Origin of the sequence: Streptosporangium sp. NPDC001559 (assembly GCF_042893955.1) — a bacterium.
GTDB lineage: Bacteria > Actinomycetota > Actinomycetes > Streptosporangiales > Streptosporangiaceae > Streptosporangium.
This window is the reverse complement of record NZ_JBIAVG010000019.1, coordinates 66,940-87,070: the sequence shown is the minus strand read 5'-3', so window position 1 is coordinate 87,070 and position 20,131 is coordinate 66,940. Positions and strand designations below refer to the sequence as shown.

Annotated in this window: 22 protein-coding genes; 9 read left to right on the top strand and 13 right to left on the bottom strand. The window is 70.0% G+C overall.

Annotation, left to right across the window (positions count from 1 at the left end; all coding sequences use genetic code 11):
- Positions 1 to 25: 25 nt before the first annotated feature.
- The 3 genes from ACFYY8_RS34630 to ACFYY8_RS34620 are packed head-to-tail and all read right to left on the bottom strand — an operon-like array spanning position 26 to position 2,517.
- Entirely contained in the window at positions 26 to 829 is an 804-nt protein-coding gene (locus tag ACFYY8_RS34630) for an ABC transporter permease (RefSeq protein WP_390048392.1), read from the bottom strand.
- 7 nt (positions 830 to 836) lie between these two features.
- Complete coding sequence (locus ACFYY8_RS34625) at positions 837 to 1,580, bottom strand: ABC transporter permease (protein WP_390048390.1); 744 nt, start codon at positions 1,578 to 1,580, stop codon at positions 837 to 839.
- A 16-nt stretch (positions 1,581 to 1,596) separates the two neighbouring features.
- Positions 1,597 to 2,517, bottom strand: a complete 921-nt coding sequence (locus tag ACFYY8_RS34620) for an ABC transporter ATP-binding protein (RefSeq protein ID WP_390048388.1) — start codon at positions 2,515 to 2,517, stop codon at positions 1,597 to 1,599.
- Between the two features lie 237 nt (positions 2,518 to 2,754).
- Here ACFYY8_RS34620 and ACFYY8_RS34615 point away from each other — a divergent pair, with 237 nt between their 5' ends.
- Entirely contained in the window at positions 2,755 to 3,015 is a 261-nt protein-coding gene (locus tag ACFYY8_RS34615) for a hypothetical protein (protein WP_390048386.1), read from the top strand.
- Here ACFYY8_RS34615 and ACFYY8_RS34610 read toward each other — a convergent pair.
- Positions 2,983 to 3,993, bottom strand: a complete 1,011-nt coding sequence (locus tag ACFYY8_RS34610; protein ID WP_390048566.1) for a tyrosine-type recombinase/integrase — start codon at positions 3,991 to 3,993, stop codon at positions 2,983 to 2,985. The two genes, ACFYY8_RS34615 and ACFYY8_RS34610, sit on opposite strands and share 33 nt — an antisense overlap.
- An 11-nt stretch (positions 3,994 to 4,004) precedes the next feature.
- Positions 4,005 to 4,847 carry an alpha/beta fold hydrolase gene (locus tag ACFYY8_RS34605; RefSeq protein WP_390048384.1) on the bottom strand — a complete coding sequence of 281 codons (843 nt, stop codon included), beginning with the start codon at positions 4,845 to 4,847 and terminating at the stop codon, positions 4,005 to 4,007.
- A gap of 81 nt (positions 4,848 to 4,928) precedes the next feature.
- Here ACFYY8_RS34605 and ACFYY8_RS34600 point away from each other — a divergent pair, with 81 nt between their 5' ends.
- The 3 genes from ACFYY8_RS34600 (at position 4,929) to ACFYY8_RS34590 (ending at position 8,417) form a co-directional block, all read left to right on the top strand.
- Complete coding sequence (locus ACFYY8_RS34600) at positions 4,929 to 5,576, top strand: TetR/AcrR family transcriptional regulator (protein ID WP_390048382.1); 648 nt, start codon at positions 4,929 to 4,931, stop codon at positions 5,574 to 5,576.
- 1,107 nt (positions 5,577 to 6,683) lie between these two features.
- The gene (locus ACFYY8_RS34595; protein WP_390048380.1) at positions 6,684 to 7,151 is read left to right on the top strand and encodes a hypothetical protein; all 468 of its coding nucleotides are present in this window, start codon (positions 6,684 to 6,686) and stop codon (positions 7,149 to 7,151) included.
- 264 nt (positions 7,152 to 7,415) lie between these two features.
- Complete coding sequence (locus tag ACFYY8_RS34590) at positions 7,416 to 8,417, top strand: tyrosine-type recombinase/integrase (RefSeq protein WP_390048378.1); 1,002 nt, start codon at positions 7,416 to 7,418, stop codon at positions 8,415 to 8,417.
- Here the strand turns inward: ACFYY8_RS34590 and ACFYY8_RS34585 are convergent.
- Positions 8,414 to 8,668 carry a helix-turn-helix transcriptional regulator gene (locus tag ACFYY8_RS34585; RefSeq protein ID WP_352012507.1) on the bottom strand — a complete coding sequence of 85 codons (255 nt, stop codon included), beginning with the start codon at positions 8,666 to 8,668 and terminating at the stop codon, positions 8,414 to 8,416. The two genes, ACFYY8_RS34590 and ACFYY8_RS34585, sit on opposite strands and share 4 nt — an antisense overlap.
- 62 nt (positions 8,669 to 8,730) lie before the next feature.
- Between ACFYY8_RS34585 and map the strand changes: the two genes are divergently transcribed.
- Positions 8,731 to 9,498, top strand: a complete 768-nt coding sequence (gene map / locus ACFYY8_RS34580) for a type I methionyl aminopeptidase (protein ID WP_390048375.1) — start codon at positions 8,731 to 8,733, stop codon at positions 9,496 to 9,498.
- Here the strand turns inward: map and ACFYY8_RS34575 are convergent.
- The gene (locus ACFYY8_RS34575) at positions 9,485 to 10,312 is read right to left on the bottom strand and encodes a MerR family transcriptional regulator (RefSeq protein WP_390048373.1); all 828 of its coding nucleotides are present in this window, start codon (positions 10,310 to 10,312) and stop codon (positions 9,485 to 9,487) included. The genes map and ACFYY8_RS34575 overlap by 14 nt on opposite strands.
- Before the next feature lie 151 nt (positions 10,313 to 10,463).
- Here ACFYY8_RS34575 and ACFYY8_RS34570 point away from each other — a divergent pair, with 151 nt between their 5' ends.
- Positions 10,464 to 10,763, top strand: coding sequence for a DUF3817 domain-containing protein (locus ACFYY8_RS34570; RefSeq protein WP_390048371.1), 300 nt, complete (start codon positions 10,464 to 10,466; stop codon positions 10,761 to 10,763).
- Positions 10,764 to 10,768: 5 nt separating this feature from the next.
- On the opposite strand, the gene ACFYY8_RS34565 is transcribed toward ACFYY8_RS34570, so the two are convergent.
- Complete coding sequence (locus tag ACFYY8_RS34565) at positions 10,769 to 12,373, bottom strand: ABC-F family ATP-binding cassette domain-containing protein (protein ID WP_390048368.1); 1,605 nt, start codon at positions 12,371 to 12,373, stop codon at positions 10,769 to 10,771.
- 110 nt (positions 12,374 to 12,483) lie between these two features.
- Positions 12,484 to 13,464 carry a DUF4037 domain-containing protein gene (locus tag ACFYY8_RS34560; RefSeq protein ID WP_390048365.1) on the bottom strand — a complete coding sequence of 327 codons (981 nt, stop codon included), beginning with the start codon at positions 13,462 to 13,464 and terminating at the stop codon, positions 12,484 to 12,486.
- A 165-nt stretch (positions 13,465 to 13,629) separates the two neighbouring features.
- On the opposite strand from ACFYY8_RS34560, the gene ACFYY8_RS34555 reads away from it, so the two are divergent.
- The gene (locus ACFYY8_RS34555; protein WP_390048363.1) at positions 13,630 to 14,604 is read left to right on the top strand and encodes a tyrosine-type recombinase/integrase; all 975 of its coding nucleotides are present in this window, start codon (positions 13,630 to 13,632) and stop codon (positions 14,602 to 14,604) included.
- Positions 14,605 to 14,623: 19 nt separating this feature from the next.
- Here ACFYY8_RS34555 and ACFYY8_RS34550 read toward each other — a convergent pair whose 3' ends face one another.
- Genes ACFYY8_RS34550 through ACFYY8_RS34540 form a run of 3 tightly spaced genes read right to left on the bottom strand, consistent with a single transcriptional unit; the run spans position 14,624 to position 16,826 of the window.
- The gene (locus tag ACFYY8_RS34550) at positions 14,624 to 15,586 is read right to left on the bottom strand and encodes an ABC transporter permease (protein WP_390048360.1); all 963 of its coding nucleotides are present in this window, start codon (positions 15,584 to 15,586) and stop codon (positions 14,624 to 14,626) included.
- The gene (locus ACFYY8_RS34545; protein ID WP_390048358.1) at positions 15,583 to 16,428 is read right to left on the bottom strand and encodes an ABC transporter ATP-binding protein; all 846 of its coding nucleotides are present in this window, start codon (positions 16,426 to 16,428) and stop codon (positions 15,583 to 15,585) included. The genes ACFYY8_RS34550 and ACFYY8_RS34545 overlap by 4 nt, the downstream gene beginning before the upstream one ends.
- Entirely contained in the window at positions 16,425 to 16,826 is a 402-nt protein-coding gene (locus tag ACFYY8_RS34540; RefSeq protein WP_390048356.1) for a GntR family transcriptional regulator, read from the bottom strand. Before ACFYY8_RS34540 ends, ACFYY8_RS34545 begins: the two co-directional genes overlap by 4 nt.
- Positions 16,827 to 17,286: 460 nt before the next feature.
- Here ACFYY8_RS34540 and ACFYY8_RS34535 point away from each other — a divergent pair, with 460 nt between their 5' ends.
- Both ACFYY8_RS34535 and ACFYY8_RS34530 read left to right on the top strand, forming a co-directional pair.
- The gene (locus ACFYY8_RS34535) at positions 17,287 to 17,937 is read left to right on the top strand and encodes a lysophospholipid acyltransferase family protein (RefSeq protein WP_390048354.1); all 651 of its coding nucleotides are present in this window, start codon (positions 17,287 to 17,289) and stop codon (positions 17,935 to 17,937) included.
- Positions 17,938 to 18,011: 74 nt separating this feature from the next.
- On the top strand, positions 18,012 to 19,640 hold the full coding sequence (locus ACFYY8_RS34530; RefSeq protein WP_390048352.1) for a penicillin-binding transpeptidase domain-containing protein: 1,629 nt from the start codon (positions 18,012 to 18,014) through the stop codon (positions 19,638 to 19,640).
- A gap of 34 nt (positions 19,641 to 19,674) precedes the next feature.
- On the opposite strand, the gene ACFYY8_RS34525 is transcribed toward ACFYY8_RS34530, so the two are convergent.
- Positions 19,675 to 19,956: a DUF3040 domain-containing protein gene (locus tag ACFYY8_RS34525; RefSeq protein WP_390048349.1), complete on the bottom strand. Its 282-nt coding sequence runs from the start codon at positions 19,954 to 19,956 to the stop codon at positions 19,675 to 19,677.
- Positions 19,957 to 20,131: the final 175 nt, after the last annotated feature.

Below are 20,131 nucleotides of genomic sequence, written 5' to 3'. Positions count from 1 at the left end.
CCGCCACCCGGCCACCGGCCTGCGGTCACCGGCACAGCACCCGCTCCAGCCGCCGCGCCGCCACCCACAACCCCGCCGCCGTCATCACCAGCAGATACGCCGCGTGCCCCGCCAGCCCCCAGCCGGGCGACCCCGACGCCAGCCCCCGCACCAACTCCACCGCGTGGAACAACGGCGCCGCCTCGACCACCGCCCGCAACACCGGGGGATAGTCCCCGACCGGCGAGAACGTCCCGGAGAACAGGAACAACGCGAACTGGCCCGTACTCACCAGATCGAAGTCCTGCCAGCCCCGCATCACCGTGCTGACGGCCATCCCCACCGCACCGAACGCCAGCCCCACCAGCAACGCCGCGGGAAAAGCCGCCAGCGCCCACCCGGCCCGCGTCAGCCCCATCGCCGTCATCACCACCAGGAACGCCCCCGTGTAGAGCGCGCTGCGCGCCAGCGCCCACGCCAGCTCACCCAGCGCCACCTCCAACGGCCGCACCGGCGTCGCCAGAATCGCCTCGAACGTCTTGGCGTACCTCATCTTGAAGAAGAAGTTGAACGTCGTCTCCGACAACGCCCCCGACATCGCCGAGACCGCCAGCATCGCCGGCGCCACGAACACCGCGTAACCCACCGTCCGCCCGTCGCCCAGCCGCAGCTCACCGACCAGCGCCCCGACCCCCACACCGATCGACAGCAGATACAGCACCGGCTCGAAGAACCCCGACGCCAGCACCAGCCAATACGCCGGACCCGACCGCAACGCCCCCACGTTGCGCCCGGCCACCGCCCCCACCCGGGCCGGAGAGACCCGGACGGCCAGCACCGCAGAAACCATGACCGCCTCAGTCCCTCAACCGTCTGCCGAACGCCGAAACCGCCCACACCACACCGGCCCCCGCGAAGACCAGCAGAACCCCCACATGCCACCCCACCGGCCACGGCGGAGCCACCCCCAGCGTCGCCGCCCTGCACAACTCCACCCCATGCCACAACGGCGACGCGTACGCCAGCGGACGCACCACCGGCGGCAGCTGCTCCACCGGGAAGAACACCCCGCCGAACAACGCCGAAGGAATCATCACGAACCTGAACAACAACGCGAAATAACTGTCGTGATCGATGCTCGCCGAGAACCCCGTCACCGGCGCCGCGACCGCCACCGCCAGCAACGCCGCCACCACCGGCGTCACCACCGCCCACGGCGAACGCAACGCCCCGAACATCCCCGCCACCGCCAGGAACACCACGACCGCGCTCTCCACCCGCAGCAACACATACAGCAGGCCACCCGCCACCATGTCCCGCACCCCGACCGGGGTGGCCCGCATCGCGTGAAACCCCCGCACCCACTTGAAGTCACCCAGCACCGGATACGTCGAATCACCCACCGCCATCTGGAACGCCGTCGAAGCCATCACCCCCGGCACGATCCACGCCAGATACCCCACCCCGCCGACCTCGCCCACATACCGGCCGACCCCCACCCCGAAACTCACCAGGAACAGCACCGGCACCACGAACGACGAGAACACCGACGCCCGCCACACCCTCCGATACAGACACAGATGCCGCTCAAGCACCGCCACCGCCGGACGAACCACCTCAATCCACCAACGTCCGGCCCGTCAACTGCAGAAACACATCCTCAAGCGAGGAACGCCGCACCAGCACACTCGACGGCACCAACCCCCGCCGCCGCACCTCCGCCACCGCCGCGTCCCCATCACCCGTGTACAACAGCACCCGATCCGGCAACGGATCGACCCGCCCGATCCCCGCGAGCCCACCCGCCACCTCCACCCCCTCGGGAAAACGCAACTCCACCACCTCCGGCGCGCAGTACGTCCCGATCAGCGAACGCGGCGACCCCTCCGCGACGATCCGCCCCCCGTCCATCACCACCAGCCGATCACACAACTGCTCGGCCTCATCCATGTAATGCGTCGTCAGCACCAGCGTCGTACCCCGCTGCCGCAACCGGAACAACCGCTCCCACAACAGATGCCGCGCCTGCGGATCAAGCCCCGTCGTCGGCTCGTCCAGCAACACCAGATCAGGATCGTTCACCATCGCCCGCGCGATCGTCAGCCGCCGCTTCATCCCCCCCGACAACGGCTCGACCCTGCTGGAGGCCCGATCCCGCAACCGCACGAAATCCAGCAACTCCTCCGCCCGCTCCCGCGCCCTCGCCCGCGACATCCCGAAATACCGCGCGTACGTCGTCAGGTTCTCCCGCACACTCAGATCCGGATCAAGATTGTCCAGCTGCGGACACACCCCCAGCCGCCCCCTGATCCGCGCCCCGTCCCGCACCGGATCCATCCCCAGAATCCGCAACTCACCCGAGGACGGCATCGACACACAGCCGATCATCCGCATCGTCGAAGACTTACCCGCCCCGTTCGGGCCCAGGAACCCGAACGCCTCACCCCGCTCCACCTCCAGATCGATCCCGTCGACCGCGACGAAGTCACCGAACCGTTTGACAAGCCCGCGCGCGCGGATCAGAGGCTCTCCAGACACGCCCGGAACGTAACAGAGACCGGCGACACTTTCCGCCCGCCGGACACCCCCGCCCGCCGGCACCACGGCACACGACACCGGGGGAGACCCACCCCGCGGACCGGCCCCGCCCACCCGCCGACCACCGCCCCCACCGGGACGGGCACGAACACAGAACACCCGTCCCGGACGGCATACGAGACGACACACCGGGTACGGCGTTCACCACCCGGCCCCCACACCCGCAAGGATCACCCCATGGTCAACACGGCCGCCGTCATCCTCCTCGCGGCCCTCGCCGCCCTGGTGATCATCGGCCTCATCGTGCTCGCCGTACGACTCACCCAGCGCCCCCGCAACCACCTCATCGGCGGCGGACTCGGCCCCGCCCTCATCGAACAGGTCCTGCACCTCAAAGCCACCGGCCAGTTCGACCAGGCCGTCATCCTCGTCCGAGGAGAAACCGGCCTCAGCCATCGCGCCGCCTCACGCCTCGTCAGGAAGATCCACACCCCCTGACGACCCCGCCAACCGGCCGATCACCCCATAAGCCGGATTCACCCCCGCCGCCCGGCGCACCTCACGGGCCGTCGAAGCCACATACGCCTGACCCGTCACGATCGACGAATGCCCCAGCAACTCCATCAACTCATGCGCCGAGGCCCCCCGCTCCGCCAGCCGCGTCGCGAACTCATGCCGCAACGCGTGCACCAACGTCCCCCGCTGCACCCGATCGTGCACCCCCGCGTACCGATAACACTGCCGCACCAAATACTGCAGACCACCCCGCCGCAACGGCTCATTACGCGTGTCGACCAGAAACACCGCCGAAGGCGGCAACCCCCCAAGCCCGAACCGCTCCAACCGGCTGCGCACATACCGGTCGGCCAGCACCTCGACCGGCTCCTCGATCGGCAACGACCGCGTCCTGCCGCCCTTACCCACCACCTGAACCCGCCGCTCACCCGCGGGACCGCCGAACGACCCCATCGTCAGCCCCAGCAACTCAGCCGAACGCATCCCCGTGACCAACGCCAGCGCCAGCACCACCAGATCACGCTCCACCCACGGATCACGCGCCTTACGCGCCCCCGCCGCCACCCGCTCAAGCAACGTCACCGACGCCGACCCATCACCCAGCAACGGCTTGGGCGCCTTCGCCGGCTGCTTCGGCCGCGGCACCGCCGCCATCGGATTACCCTCCAGCACCCCCTCCGCCACACAGAACGTCAGAAACCGATTCCACGCACTCCACGCCCGGTTCACACTGGCCGCGGAACGCGACCCGGCGAAATCAGCGAACGCCCCCCTGACCAGCCGCGCCGTCAACGCCTCCACCCGCAGATCCTCAACCGGAACCCCCGCACGCCGCGCGGCCAGCTCCGCCACGATCCGCAGATCACTGTCGTAACCGGCGACCGTACTGGGGGAGAGCTTCTTGGCCCGCAACGACAGCAGGAACTCCCCGGCGACCTCCCGCAGACCACAACCGTCCATCACACAGGCGATTATGCATCGGCCCGGGGGAGCGGCCCCCACCCGCCGCGACACCGATCCGCGAACGCCACAAGACGATCGTTGACCAGCTCCGGCGCCTCGAGCGCGACCGCGTGCCCCACACCCGGCACCACCTCCGCGTGCACCACGGGAAGCAACCGCCGCGCCAGCTCCTCGTCACCGAACCGCCGCGCCGGACTGCGATCCGGCCGAAACCCCCGCGCCCCGGCCACGACCGGCGCCATGATCTCCGGCCGCCCCACCAGCGCCCACTCCGCCACCACCCGGTACAGCGCCCGCCGCCACGACGGGGGAGCGGCCATCGCGAACAACGCCACCAGCAACGTCACCATGAACCGAAGCGGCACCCGCTCCAGCCCACCCGGATCGAGCAACGTCACCGACGCCAGCCGCCGATCCCCGTACACGGCCTGGTTGAGCGCCAGCCAGCCACCGTAGGACAACCCCGCCAGATGCACCCGCTCCAGCCCCAGCCCGGCCAGAACCTCCTCAAGCCAGGCCGCCGAGTCCCCGGACCCCGTCACCGCCCGCCGCTGCACCCCACCCCCCGGATCGTCGATCGTCTCCACCGCGTACACCGGACGACGACACCCCACCCCGGCGGCCTGCCGATACCACATGGAGGCGTTCGCGCCGTGCCCGTGCAGCAGCACCACCGGCTCCCCGCCCCGCGGCCCGCACCGGTAGACCCGCGTCGTCCCGAAGGAGGTCTCCACGTCGAACACCTCGTGCGGCGGCCACAACCCCATCGCCACCTCGTACGCGGCCCGGAACCTCCGCTCGGCCCGCTCGTCGCGAAACCGCCCGATCCCGGCACGGGTACCGCCGTCCACACGCCCTCCCAGAAAATTGATACACACGTATACGGTACGGTTGTATCAACACCGCGAGGCCACGTCCACCAGGAAGCACCCGTGAACCGGACCGACAACCGCGAAACCCGCCGCCACGACATCACCGAAGCCGTCCTGCGCGTCATGACCCGATCAGGACTGCACGCCGTCACCATGCGCGCCGTCGCCGCGGAGGCCGGCGTCTCCCTCCGCCTGGTCCAGCACTACTTCGAGACCAAACAACACCTCATGCACACCACCCTGAACCGGCTCGCCGAAGAGATGGCCCAACGCCTGCGCACCAGACTCACCGACGCCCACCGGCCACGCGACGTCGTGGAGGCCGTCCTCGCCGAAGCCGTCCCCACCGACGAACGCAGCCGCGCCTTCCACCTGGCCTACACCTCCTACGCCGTCCTGGCCGTCACCGACGAGACACTCGCCGCCCACCCCTTCCTGAACGCGCCCGACGCCATGGAGACCTTCGTCACCCGCCGGCTGACCCAGGCCCGCGACGACGGAGACCTCGCACCCGGCCTCGACCCGCGCACCGAGGCCGTCACCCTGCTGGCGACCGCCGCCGGACTGGGCATCGCCGTCCTCGCCGGGCAACACACCCCGCAGGAGGCCACCGCGATCCTGCACGGCGGGCTCGACCGCCTGTTCCCGCGGCCCGCGACCCCCGCAGAACAGGGGCAGGCGGCGGTGGAGGAGGGCGGTCACAAGTGATGCATAAGTAAAATTATGCATCAAAACCATCGGAGAGCCCCGGAAAACCCGCGGAGACACCCACGAGACGAACACCGGCCCAGGAGTCCCGCACGGCGAACACCCCCACACCGGAACGGCCGAGCGCCGGGCAGCGCACACCGGCCGCGCACGAGAACACCGCCGCCGGAAAATCGATCATGAAAAACGGGGAGCCGGAGCGCCCGGCACGTCCGCGGCCTCCAGACGCGGCGAGCTTCCGGCGAGCGGCCGGATGCGGACGCCGAGGACATCCGTCCGGCCCCGGACGGTCCCGGACGGCGGCGGACCGCCGAACCCGGCGTACCGCCCCGGCGTCCCCTGGCCCCACCACCTCACCCACTTTGTCCGGAAAAATCGTGATACCAAACAGAAACCCAATTCTGTTTGGTATAGGAAATACCGGCCCAGGACGGGAGCACCGTCCTCACGACTCCCCACCCGCGGAGAACACGGGACGACGAGGGCCCGGCGCTCCCCTGCAAGGGCCCGGCCTGGCGGATCCGCCGGAACGCGACCGGTCCGCCTGCCCTTCCCCGGCCCCCACCCGGTGTGACGGCGCGGTGGCGCTGGGTCGGCGAGGGGACGCCTCCCGGTCGAGGTGACGGCGAGCGGTTTCCGCCCTGTGCCGGGCAGGCGGCCGGGGCGGGTGAGTTCGGGATTTCCGGGGCCGCGGTGGGCGACAGGGGGGTGCGCTCCCTCGAAAGGCCCGCCGACGCGTCCGCCGTTAGTGCGGAATTCGTTGGTGATGCGTTGGTCGAAGGCCTTGGAGTCGTTTTTGTGGTTTTGTGTGTGGAGGGCGGGTGGTGTTTTCGCCCTTGCCGGGGAAAGGCTTGAGGAGTTTGTCGGCTGCCGGGTTTTTTGCCGGTCCGCGCCGATTTTGTGGGGTGGGGTCTCCGGCATGCCGGGGGTCGTCGCCCGGCGGGGCGCCCTCCTCAGGGGCTCGTGGCCGGCCCGCGGTTTCCGCCCCGGGGGTTTTTCCTGAAACGTCGTCCGGCGGTTGGGTTTTACCTCTTGGCCGCGGTGGGCTCCTGGAATTGTCGGTGCCGGGTTCTACGATGAGCCGACTCTCAGGAGGGGTGTTCGCCGATGCTTGATTCGCTGATTGTGCCGTTGCTGGTGACCACGGATTTGCCGCCGGACGCCGATCTGGCGGAGTTCGGGCGGCTGCTCGCCGACGCGGTGCGGGAGCCGGGCCGGGGTGCGGTGTCGTATGCGGGTTTTCTGCACGGCGCGGTGTTCTGGCTTGATCCGCCGAGGGTGTCGGCGGAGCGTGAGGCCGGGGTTGGGCCGGTGGTCGAGGAGTTGCGGTTCGCGGCGTTGCTGGGTCATCTGTCGGTGAGCGGCGGGTGCGGGCGGGTCAAGGATGTGGTGGCCGACGTGGGCAGGGCGGTGACGGTGGCGGTCGCGGCTCGTTACGGTGATCTGGGGAGTCCTCCGGCGGTGATGGCGATCCGGGCTGAGGATGTGCGGGAGCGCACTCCCCCGTCGGCGGTCGCGGTCAGTACGGCCGGTGCGGTTCCCGGGTTGGTCGCGGCCGCTCGCCCTTACATGTGACTTGTCCGCCCGTGGGCGGGTGTGATCGTCTACGTTGGGCGGGTGGGCGTGGTCGGCGGTTCGCTGCGCGTCGTCGGCTGGTTTCCCCCCTCTCCCCCGTGTGGGTGTGGGGTGCCCGCGGTGGTGTCCGGTGGCGGTCTGTGTGCCAGGCGGGGTGGTCTGGGGCGGGTGCGGCCGGGCTGATCGTCGAGGAAGGGTGTCCGGGGAGTCATGCGGCCAGCGGGTCTGAATCGCCTCACGGTGCGGGAGTCGGCCGATCGGTATGTGGAGTTGGTGCGGGCCAAGACGTTGACGGGGGCGTTGTCTCCGGCGACGGCGGAGGTTTACGCGCGTGATGTGGCGACGTTCGTGGGGTTGGCGGGTGAGGAGACGGTTCTCGATGATCTGACCGGTGAGGACGTCGATGCGGTTCTGCTGGCGTTCGCGCGTAAGCCCGATGGGCGGCGGGCCGATCCCGGTCAGGGGGGCGGGGTGCAGTCGGCTTCGTCGCAGGCGAGGTTTCGGCGGTCGGTTTCCGCGTTGTTCAAGCACGCGTCGCTGGCGGGGTGGGTGCAGGTCAATCCGATGACGTTGGTGACGGTTTCGGCCAAGGAGCGTGGCGGGTTGCGGCCGCAGCGGCGGGCGTTGACGCGGGAGCAGGCTCAGGGGTTGGTCGGGGCGGCGCGGGAGTTGGGTGACGGGCCGGTTGAGGAGGCGGGGCGGGCGCGGCGGCGTGATCAGCGGACGGAGTTGCGGGATGCGTTGATCGTGTTGTTGCTGTCGACGATGGGGCCGCGGGTTTCGGAGTTGGTGCGGGCGGATGTGGAGGATTTCTACACCAACGACGGGGTGCGTTACTGGCGGATCTTCGGTAAGGGCGGTAAGACGCGTGATGTGCCGTTGCCGGGTGATGTGGCGCGGGTGCTTGAGGCGTATCTGTCGTGGCGGGGTGAGGTTCTGCGGGGGGTTCAGGACAAGGCGTTGCTGTTGTCGTGGCGGGGCAGGCGGCTGGCGCGGGGGGATGTCCAGGCGGTGATCGACCGGGTGCAGCGGCGGGTCGATCCGGATCGGCGGCGTTCGGTGACGCCGCATGGGTTGCGGCATACGACGGCGACGCATCTGCTGGCCGACGCGGTGGACATGGACGCGGTGCGGCGGGTGCTGGGGCACGGTGATCTGGCGACGCTGGGGCGTTACCGGGATGAGTTGCCGGGTGAGCTGGAGGTGGCGATGCGGGCTCATCCGTTGTTGCGGGAGCGGGGGGTTTCGGGGGCGGGCGGGGTTTAGGCGGCGCGTTCGGCGGTGCAGACCTCGGCGAGGACGTCCATGGAGATGTTCAGGGTCTGGGCGAGGGCGGCGATGGTGAAGAAGGCGGGGGTGGGGACCCTGCCGGTTTCGATCTTGCGGAGGGTTTCCGCGGACAGTCCGGCGGCGGCGGCCACCTCCGTCATGCTGCGGGTGCCGCGGGCCTGGCGCAGCAGGGCGCCCAGGCGGTGGCCGCGTTCGTGGTCGAGTTCGGTCAGTGGGGGTCGCACCATGTGCGGAAGCTTAGCAAACGTGATAACAATACCGGTATAAGTATTGGACCGGAAGGTGACACGTGGTCGAGATCAAAACAACGGCAGAACTGGAAGCGATGCGCGAAGCCGGACGCGTCGTCGCCAACGCACTACAAGCGGCACGCGACCAGGCAACCCCCGGAACCACCCTCCTCGAACTCAACGAGACCGCCGCCACCGTCATCTCGGCAGCCGGCGCCAAACCCGCCTTCCTCCACTACAAACCGCACTTCGCCCCCACCCCCTTCCCCGCCGTCATCTGCACCTCCGTCAACGACGTCCTCGTACACGGCATCCCCGACCACTACCGGCTACGCCCCGGCGACCTGCTCAGCATCGACTGCGGCGCCTACCTCGACGGCTGGGCCGCCGACGCCGCGATCAGCCTCACCGTCGGCCCGGCCGACCCCCAAGACCTGAAACTCATCAACGACGCCGAAACCGCCCTCGCCGACGCCATCACCGCCTGCACACCCGGCGGCCGAATGGGCGACATCGGCCACGCCGTCGCCACCGTCGGCCGCCAAGCCGGATACGGCATCCCCACCGACTTCGGAGGCCACGGCGTCGGCCGCGCCATGCACGAAGACCCACACGTCGCCAACCACGGCCGCCCAGGCCGCGGAATGACCCTCCGCCCCGGCCTCGTCCTCGCCATCGAACCCATGTTCATGGCCGGAGGCCACGACACCTACCTCACCGCCCCCGACGGCTGGGCCCTGACCAGCGTGGACGGCAGCCAAGCCGTCCACGTCGAACACACCGTCGCCATCACCGACGACGGCCCCCGCATCCTCACCCTGCCATGAGATCCTCCGGAAGACCCCGCTCCCCCAACCTGACCATCACCCGGGTACGCAACCGATCCGGCGAAGTCCGCGCCGGATCCGACAGATAAACCTCCCGAATCGGCCCATCCGGCGTATGACCCCGCTCAGCACACCACGCCAGCACAGCATGCGCGGTCAAATCAATCTGGTCATACGGCCCCACATGCACCGCCCCCGCGAACACCCCACCCGGCAGAATGTACGGCCGCGTCCCCCGCGGAGCAGGCCCCCCGAACTCCGCCGCAACCACCACCGGAATCGGCTCCCCCATCTCCACCGGAAACAAACCCGTCAACCGCAGCCCATCCTCCAACCCACCCTCCCGAACAGCACGCACCAACAACGCCACACACGCCCCCGTCGCCCGAGCGATGTCCTGCGGCGAAACCGCCTCATCACGCACCAACACCACCTGACTGGGCCCCCGCCGCTCCACCGTCACCTCAACCGGCGGCACCCCCGACACCAACAACCGCTCCAACGTCGCCAACGTACGGCTCCGCCGCGCCAGCTCCGCCTCCAACTCATCACGCACCCGCCCCAGCACCTCAGCCACCGACACCCCCGACAACACCTCACCGACAGCGCTCAACGGCACATCCAACGACCGCAACAACCCGATCGACAACGCCTGCCTGGCCTGCGCCGCCCGGTAATACCGGTAACCACTGTCAGGATCGATCCACGCCGGAACCAGCAACCCCAGATCCGCGTAATGCCGCAACTGCTTGACACTCAACCGGCACAACCTCGCGAACTGCCCGATCGGCAGCAGCCCCTCATCCACATCCACCCCTCCAGCATGCCGCCCCCACCACCCACAAACGCCCCACCAGCCGAAAGACACCGCGGACAGCCCGGAAACAGGACCACCACCCACCACCCCTAAGGTGAGGACCAACCCCACCCCCCGTTCCCGGTCCCCGAGGGAGAGGTCCCCCACCGTGCCCACCCCGCTCCGCCTGTTCCGATACGTCGCCATCGCCGAAGCGTGCTCATGGGCCGGACTCCTCATCGGGATGTACTTCAAATACATCGCCGCCACCGGCGACCTCGGCGTCAGAGTGTTCGGCCCCATCCACGGCGCACTGTTCGTCCTCTACGTCGCCGGAGTCATCGCCGCGGCCCGCACCGCCCGCTGGAGCATCCCCACCACGGCCCTCGGCCTGGCCTGCGCCATCCCACCCTTCACCTCCCTGTGGTTCGAACGACGCATGCTCACCCGCCACACCGCCACCGTGTAACCCCCTCACGACAGAGCGACCAGCCCTCGATACTCCTCACCCCACAGATCCTCATCCGCCTCCGGCAACAACAGGACACGATCCGGCCGCAACGCCTCGACGGCCCCCTCATCATGGGTGACCATCACGATCGCCCCCGGATAGGAACCCACCGCCGCCAGCACCTCACCCCGCGACGCCGGATCAAGATTGTTCGTCGGCTCATCCAGCAGCAACACATTCGCCCCCGAATGCACCAACCCCGCCAACACCAGACGCGTCCGCTCCCCACCCGACAACACCCCGGCCGGCTTGTCGACGTCGTCCCCCCGGAACAGAAACGCCCCCAACACCCCCCGCACCTCACCGTCCGTCAGATGCGGCGCCACCTCCACCAGGTTCTGCCGCACCGTACGATCCCCACGGACGGTGTCGTGCTCCTGCGCGAAATACCCCAGCCGCAACCCCTGGCCACGCACCACCCGGCCACCATCCGGCTCCTCCCGGCCCGCCAGCACACGCAACAACGTCGTCTTGCCCGCACCGTTGAGACCCAGCACCACCAGCCGGGCACCCCGATCCACCGCCAGATCAACCCCGTCCAGCACCCGGCGACCGCCATAGGACTTCGACAGGCCCACCGCACCCAACGGCACCCGCCCACACGGCTCAGGCTCCGGCAGCCGAATCCTCGCCACCCTCTCCGCACGCCGCACCGGCTCAAGACCGGCCAGCATCCGATCCGCCCGCCGCGCCATACTCCTGGCCACCACCGAGGTCGCCGACCGCGCCTTCATCCGATCCGCCTGCGCGTGCAACGACGCCGCCTTACGCTCAGCGTTCACCCTCTCCCGCACACGCCGCCGCTCATCCGCCTCACGCTGCGCCAGATACGCCGCCCACCCCGTGTTGTGCACCTCGACCGCCCCCCGCCCGGCATCCACATGGAAGACCCGGTTGACCACCCCGGCCAGCAACGCCGTGTCATGACTGATCACCAACAGCCCACCCCGATACCCCACCAGGAAGGCCCGCAGCCACGCCAGCGCGTCGACGTCCAGATGATTCGTCGGCTCATCCAGCAGCAACGTGCCCCCGCCATACCCCCCGAACAGGATCCGCGCCAGCTCGACCCGGCGCCGCTGCCCACCCGACAACGCCCCCAACGACTCCGACAGCACCCGCTCAGGCAACCCCAGACCGGCCGCCACCCGAGCCGCCTCCGCCTCCGCCGCGTACCCGCCGCCCGCCTGGAACTCCGCCTCCGCCCGCGCGTAACGAGCCATCGCCCGCTCCAACGCCGGCCCCTGCGCCCCGGCCATCGCCCGCTCAGCCTCCCCGAGACGACGCGAAACCACATCCAGGCCACGAGCCGACAGAATCCGATCGGTGACCGAGACCGACTGATCAGCGGCCCGCGAGTCCTGCGAGAGGAACCCCACCGGCCCCGTACGGGTGACCGCCCCCTCGGCCGGCTCCGACAGCCCCGCCAGAACCGACAACAACGTCGTCTTGCCCGCACCGTTACGGCCCACCAAGCCGATCCGGTCACCAGGAGACACCGAGAAGGAGACATCGGACAGCAGCAGCCGCGCACCGGCCCGCACACCGACACCACAGACAGTAATCATGAAAAAACGCTCCGGATAGCGAAAAGGACACACTCCTGACGTGGAAGCGAGTCCTCAGCTAAGAAATCCGGGCGAACATCCCCCCACCATAACCGCCACCCCCCACACCCTCACAACCCCAATACGGCCCCCACCGCCACCCGGCACCACCCCGGATCCTCAAGCAACTCCGCGCAACCACCCAGCTGATCCACCGACCCCGTCAACGGAAACCCCCTCACCACCGGATCGACCACCCCACCGGCCAACGCCTCAGCGAACCCCAACGCACCACCACCCCGCACCGCAGACCCCAACCCCAGCCGCCCGTGCAACACCGACACCCGCTCGACCGCCTCCCCCAAACACCGCTCCCGAACCCGCCAATCCCCCGCCCCCACCGCCGCCGACAACACCTCACCCAGCTCCGCCGTACCGGAAAGCCGCGCGAACGCACCCCCCACCCACTTCGCATACGGCGGATACCGGCGCCGCATCAGCAACACCAACCGCATCAGCTCACCCACCAGTGACGCCGTGAACACCGCCGACCCCAGATCGTCGCCCGTCTCCCCGCACCTCCGGGGAAAAGACTCCAGCCGCGCCACCCGCCGCCACTGACACGCCAGCACATAACGCTCCAGATCAGCCGGATACCAGCGCAACACCGAACGAACCCGCTCCAGAACCCCCAGGCCATCGTGGAAAACCTCACCCCGGGTGACCTCCGCCAGCCGCTGCCAGGGAACCGACAACCAATCCAGCACCCCGACCCCGGCCAGCGGATCGAACCCCAACCTGCCCGACAACCACACCGAGGGCTCCACCACCCGGACCCCGCCCTCACCCCCCACCACGACCGGATAACCACCGAACGCCCGGGGCAACGCCTCGGCCAGCGACGCGGTGACCCCACCCACCGACCCCTCAGAAACGAACACCACCACCCGCGGCCCCCAGCCACGGGCGGCCGAACGCTCGGTGTCGAACGCCAGCACCTCCGAGCCCGGTCCGATCAACGCCGCGCTGTGCGCGACGTCGGCGATGACGGGCCGTACCTCCTGCGTGTAGAAGTCACGTGAAAACTGCAGACCAGGGACAAAACTGGACATCACTCCATTCACTCTGCCTGCCGGAACCGCCTAGCGCACCGGGTTTTCTCCCCTCCGGAAGGCGGCGGCCTCCTTCCTCGGTGATGATTTTTCGTGGGGGTGGGGTGAGGCATCCGATCCAGCGGCTTTACAATGTAGATTTTCGGAGTTCGATAGGGTCTCCGGGTGAGCGTGCCCGTGCTGCCCGAGCCCTCCGGGCCCGTCGTCGAACCCGCCCGCGATCCCTACCGGGCCTACCTCGACTCCCTGACCAGCTCCGAGTCCCGCCGCGCCATGCGCGGCTGCCTGGACCGCCTGGCCGGTCTCGTCTCCGGCGGGCAGGCCGTCAGCGGCGAGGGCCAGCCCTGGCACCTGCTGCGTTACGAGCACACCGTGCGGCTGCGCACCCTGATGACCGAACGCGGCTGGTCGGCCGCCTACGTCAACAAACACCTCGTCGCGCTGCGCAGGGTGCTGCGCGAGGCCTGGCGTCTGGGCCAGATGACCGCCGAGGAGTACCAGCGTGCCGCCGACCTGCCCACCGTCGAGCACACCCGTCTTCCCGCGGGCAGGCACGTTCCCCCCGAGGTCGTCGGCGCAGCCCTGGCCGCCTGCGACGACGACCCCTCCCCCGCCGGGACGCGCGATGCCGCCCTGCTCGCCGTGCTGTACTCCACCGGCTGCAGGCGCGCCGAGATCGCCGCGATGGCCCTGGACGACTACGACCCCGGGGCCCGTTCCCTGCGGGTGCGCGGCAAGCGCGACAAGGAACGGCTGGTCTACCTGACGTCCGAGGCCGTCGGCAGGCTGGAGCGGTGGCTGGCCGTACGGGGGCGTCCCGCCGGGGCGCTGTTCTGCCCCATCGGCCGGTACGGCTCGCTCAGGACCACCGGGACCGGGCCCGCCCCCATGACGGGGCAGGCCATCGCCGACATCCTGGCCAGACGGCTGGCCCAGGCCGGGGCCTCCGCCCGCACCCCGCACGACTTCCGGCGCACCTTCATCGGGGAGCTGCTCGACGCGGGCGTCGACCTGGCCACCGCCCAGGCCCTCGTGGGCCACTCCTCCCCCGCCACCACGGCCCGTTACGACCGGCGCCCCGAACGGCGCCGCCGTGAGGCGGTCGACAGGATCACCCTTCCCCCCGCCAAACCGCTGTGACCCGCGGGCGGCCGGTCCGTCAGCCGGGCTTGCGCAGAGTGCGGCGTACGGCCAGCCCGCCGAGAGCCACCGACGCGAGCGTCAGGATGCCCGCCTCGGTCCACTGGAAGCGCCAGAACCTGGACGGCGGGTGGTAGTACACCGCGTACCGGTACCCCTTGCCGAACAGGCACGCCTCCCACGTTCTGGCGTTCCTGCCGCTCCGTCCTATGTCCGCCCGGTGCGGGCAGCCGCCGACCGACGGCTCGGTGACCTCCCTGCCCGACGGCTCCACCCAGGCGGCGTCCACCAGCCGGGCGTCAGGGTCGGCGAGCAGCACGTCGCCGGACAGCTCGGCGCGCGCGGGTTCCGCGTAGTGGTCGCTCAGCTGGAACAGCGTGAACATCGTCACCGTCACCCCCGCCACGACCAGCGCCATCGCGGGCAGCGTCCGCCGGAACAGGGCGCCGGCCGCGACGCCGAGCATGAACGCGTACAGCCACCACACCCCGGGCTGTACCCCGACCATGTTGAACACGCCGATGTTGCCGAAGGTGGAGTCGACCCCCTTCCTGAACACCGGCCGCCACAGGCTCACCATGAGCGACAGCAGCAGCCCCCCGGCCGTGACCGTCGCGCCCAGGACCGACAGTTTGACCAGCAGCCACCGCCGTACCGGCACCGACTGGGTCCAGGCCAGCCGGTGGGTGCCGCGCTCGTACTCGCGGCCGAGCAGCGGCGCACCCCAGAACGCCCCGATCAGCGCGGGGGCCACCAGCGGCATCCACCCGAAGATCGTGTAGACCGCGTCGTAGCGCCGTCCGAGCGCCACCGTCAGCTCTCCGCACGCCACCTCGGACCCCGGGCAGCCCACCGGGGCGTGCTCGGCCGCGTACCGGCCCGCCTCGACGGCCGAGCCCAGCAGCAGGAGTCCCAGCAGCGCCAGGAAGCCCGCCGTCACGAGGATCTGCGCCCGGTGCTGGCGCCAGGTCACCCAGATCACGCGCCCACCCCCGCCGGCCGCGGCAGGGCCGCCGACTCGGGGCTGCGCAGGTAGCCCATGACGAGCTCCTCCAGCCCGGGGTGGCGTGCCCGCCAGCGCGGGTCGGGCGGGAGCGGCCCCCTGACCAGCATGCCGGCCTGCCTGCCGGTACGGCTCTCGCTCACCACCCTTACCCCCGCCGTCGTGGCCTCCCGCGGCCCGGTGAGCACGAGGTGTTCCTGGAGCAGTTCCTCGATGTCACCGCTGACCTGCAGCCGTCCCCCGTTCAGCACGATCAGCCAGTCGCACGTCTCCTCCAGGTCGGAGACGACGTGCGAGGACAGCAGCACGGTCAGCTCCCGGTCGGCCACTTCCGCCATGATCGAGCGCATCACGTCGTGGCGGGCCAGCGGGTCGAGGTTGGCCAGGGGTTCGTCCAGGATGAGCAGGTCCGGCCGGCCGGCCAGGGCCATCGTGACCGCCACCTGCGCCCGCTGCCCGCCTGACAGCCCGCTCACCTTCCGTTCCAGCGGTATGCCCAGCCCGGCGAGCCGGGCGGTGGCGGCGGCCTGGTCCCAGTGGGCGTTCGTCCGGCGGCCGAAGGTGAGCATGTCGGCGACGGTGAAGCCGTCGTACAGCGGTTTGTCCTGCGCCACGAACGCCGCCGTGCCGGCCACGCGGACGCCTCCCAGCCTGGGCCGCAGCAACCCGACGGCCGCGTGCATGAGCGTGGTCTTGCCCGCCCCGTTGGGTCCGACGAGAGCCGCCACCCGCCCCGCGGGCAACGACAGCGAGCAGTCGCGCAACGCCCACGTACGGCGATAGCGGACGCCCAGCCCGGTCGCCTCCAGAACGGGACTCATGCCACGCCCTCCTTCGCGGCGTCGGTCAGGACCACGGCGAACAACGCCCGGAGATCCTCCTGGTCGAGTCCCGCCGCGCGGGCCTCGGCCACCCACGCCTCCAGGGCGCGCCGCAGCCGGGTGTGCTCGGCGAGCGTCGCACCCGCGACGCCCTGCCGGACGAACGTCCCCATCCCCGGCCGTCCCTCGACCAGGCCGTCGCGCTCCAGCTCCCGGTAGGCCTTGAGCACGGTGTTGGGATTGATGGCCAGGCTCTCGACCACCTCGCGGGCGGTCGGCAACTGGTCTCCGGGGCGGAGCACGCCGAGCCGGAGCGCCTGCTTCACCTGGTGAACGAGCTGCAGGTACGTCGCCACGCCCGAACCCCGGTCCAGGACGAACTCGATCAACGAAAACACCCTTTCACTATTCGATTAGTGAAAGGGTGTTGGAGCCGGTCGTCCGCTGTCAACCCGGCCTCACACCCGCGCTCCGCGCACGGCCCGCACACGGGCCCGCACCGAGGCCGACCTGACACGCCGGGCCCGTTACGGAATAACCACCGTCCGGCGTCCGTTAGAGTGATCGTGCCGATGTGGTTTGTGTCCCCCGGGCCGCAAATTACCGCCTTCACGGAATACCGTTCGGCTGGAGCCGTGTTGTGCCTCTCGCCGAGGAGGCGACCGCCACATCGGCTCAACGTTCCGCCCCGTGGGAGTCCGCTCCCACGGGGCGTTCGTTTTGCGGTTTCCTCTCGTACGGGGCCCCCGGCTTTGGAGGGAGACTACAAACATGAAGACGTCGCCTGTTCGGGTACACACACCGGCGGGCCACCGGGACACCGCCTAGTGTGGTGATCCCATCTGATGAGGAGAGCCCGTGCTCTATCGCCTGACCAAGATCGTCAGCGCTCCTTTCCTGCACCTGATGTGGCCGACCACGGTCACCGGGGCCGAACACGTACCGGACACGGGCCCGGCGATTCTGGCCTCCAACCACCTGTCCGTGGTGGACTCCACCTTCCTGCCGCTGGTACTGCCCCGCCAGGTGCGTTTCGTCGCCAAGGCCGAGTACTTCACCGGCAACCCCGTCACCGCCGCCTGGATGCGGGCCACCGGGCAGCTCCCCATCGACCGGCAGAGCCCGACCGCCGCGCAGGACATGCTGGACGCCGCCGCCAAGGTGCTCAAGGACGGGGAGCTCTTCGGCATCTACCCCGAGGGCACCCGCTCCCCCGACGGCCGCCTCTACCGCGGCAAGATCGGAGTCGCCTGGCTCGCCCTGGCCACCGGCGCCCCGGTCATCCCGGTGGCGATGAAGGGCACGGACAAGGTCCTGCCGATCGGCACCGGCGTGCCCCGGTTCGGCAGGGTCGGCATCCGGATCGGGGCGCCCCTGACCTTCACCGGTTCGCACACCGACGCCCGTGACCGCCGCCGGGTGACCGATGAGATCATGGACGCGATCCACGTCCTGTCCGGCCAGGAACGCGCATCGGGATACGCCCCCAGCCGCAGTAAGGACAATTGACTATTTGTCGTCACAATTCGGGGCGTTCGCGCTAGGCTGCGACCTTCAGGCACGGAAAACTGGGGGGTAGTCAAGTGCCGAAAGGCAGGACGATCGCGATCACGTCGGCAGCCGTCGTGCTCACCGCGGGGGCGGCGGGGGCCGGGGCCTGGTGGTTCCTGCACACCAGAGGCACCCCCCAGGAAACCGCGCAGCGCTTCGTGACGGCCTGGCAGACGGGCGACCTCGCCGCCATGCGCGCCGAGACGGGCACCCCCGCCCCCTCGCTCGCCAAGACCTACGAGGACATGCGCAGGAACCTCGCGGCCGAGTCGGTCTCCATCCGCCTCGACTCCGTCCGCGAGACCGGCGACGGCACCGGGGAGGCCGCCTACACCGCCACCCTGCGCCTGCGCGACATCGGCCAGTGGGACTACACCGGCACCCTCCCCCTGGCGGTCGTCGACCGCAACTGGCGGGTCAAGTGGTCCCCCGCCGCCTTCCACCCCCGCCTGGCCGACGGCTCCGCCTTCGCCCTGAAGACGAAATGGCCGCAGCGCGCCCGGATCACCGCCGCGGGCGGCGAACGCATCGACACCGGCGACGCCGGCGGCTCGGTCCAGCAACTCGTCGGCTACCTCGACAAGGCGACCGCCAAGGACGTCAAAACCCTCGGCGCGCCATACCAGGCGGGTGACCCGATCGGCAGGGGCGGGCTGCAGCAGACCTTCCAGCGGAGCCTGGCGGGCACCCCCGCCACCGAGATTCAGATCGTCGGGCCCGGCAAGACCGTCAAGACCCTCGACACGATCGAGGGACACGACGGCAAGGAAGTGAAGACCAGCCTCGACCTGCGGGTCCAGCGCGCCGCGGCCGACTCCGTACGCGACCTCAAGCAGACCGCGTCACTGGTGGCGATCAAACCCTCCTCCGGCGAGATCCTCGCCGTGGTCAACAACCAGGGCGGCTTCAACCGCGCCCTCGACGGCAACTACCCGCCCGGCTCCACCTTCAAGGCCGTCACCGCCGTCGGCCTGCTCGCCTCGGGGATGACCCCCGGCGAGGACGTCACCTGCCCCAAGGACGTCAACGTCGGCGGCCTGCCCATCCGCAACTCCCACCACGCGGGCTACGGGGCGGTCACCCTCTCCGACGCCTTCGCCTACTCCTGCAACACCACCTTCGCCCCCCTGGCCAAGGAGCGGCTCGGCGCCGACAAACTGCTGCGGGCCGCGGAGCTGTTCGGCTTCAACAAACCGCTCACCATCGGCGTCCCCGCGACCAAGGGAAGCTTCCCCAGGGCGCAGAGCGACGCAGAACTCGCCGCCGAGTCCTTCGGCCAGGGCCGCATCACCGCCAGCCCCCTGGTGATGGCCTCCGCCGCCGCGGCCCTGGCCGACGGCACCTGGCGGCCGCCCACCCTGGTCCCCGCGCTCGAGCAGAAGGCCGAACCCCAGGAACTGCCCTCCGGAGTCCTGCAGGACATGCACAAGATGATGTCCGCGGTCGTCACCAAGGGAACGGCCAAGGACGCCGGCCTGCCCGCGGGCACCCGCGGCAAGACCGGAACCGCCGAGTACGGCCCGCAGGACGACCTCAAGACCCACGCCTGGTTCATGGGCTTCCGCGGCGACCTGGCCTTCGCGGTGATCGTCGAGGAGGGCACCGGGGGCGGAGCGGTCGCGGCCCCGGTGGCGGCGACCTTCCTGCGCGCGCTGGGCTGAGGGGCCCCGGTCCCCGTCCGAGCCCGCCGGGTCCTCAGAGGGGGAGCGCCGCCGCGGCCTCGTGACGCAACACCAGGACGAGCAGCATGGCGATCAGGATCGCGATCAGCATCCAGCTGACCACGATGACGACCGTCGTCCCGCGCGGACCCCTGGCCGGGCCGCCCTCCCCGCGCACACGGCGCCTGCGGCGGCCCTCCTTACGCTGGACACGCTCGTTGAACGACTCCAACCGAGCTGCCAAGCGTGGGTCCTCGTCGGTGAGGTGACGCTCGATCTGCAGCAGCATTCGCTCCTCGTCTTGCGACCAGGCCATGCCGTACCTCCCCGGGACGCAAGGCGTGTGCCGGTTTCCTGCCCAATCATGAAGATCGTTATCCATTTACATGGCGGCGATTTACCGCTTCTTTCCACCCCCGCCACCTGTGTTCCCCGCGGCCCGCGACGTGGGCGAACACCATCCCCGCGGCGGTCCTTTCCATGGCCCGGCG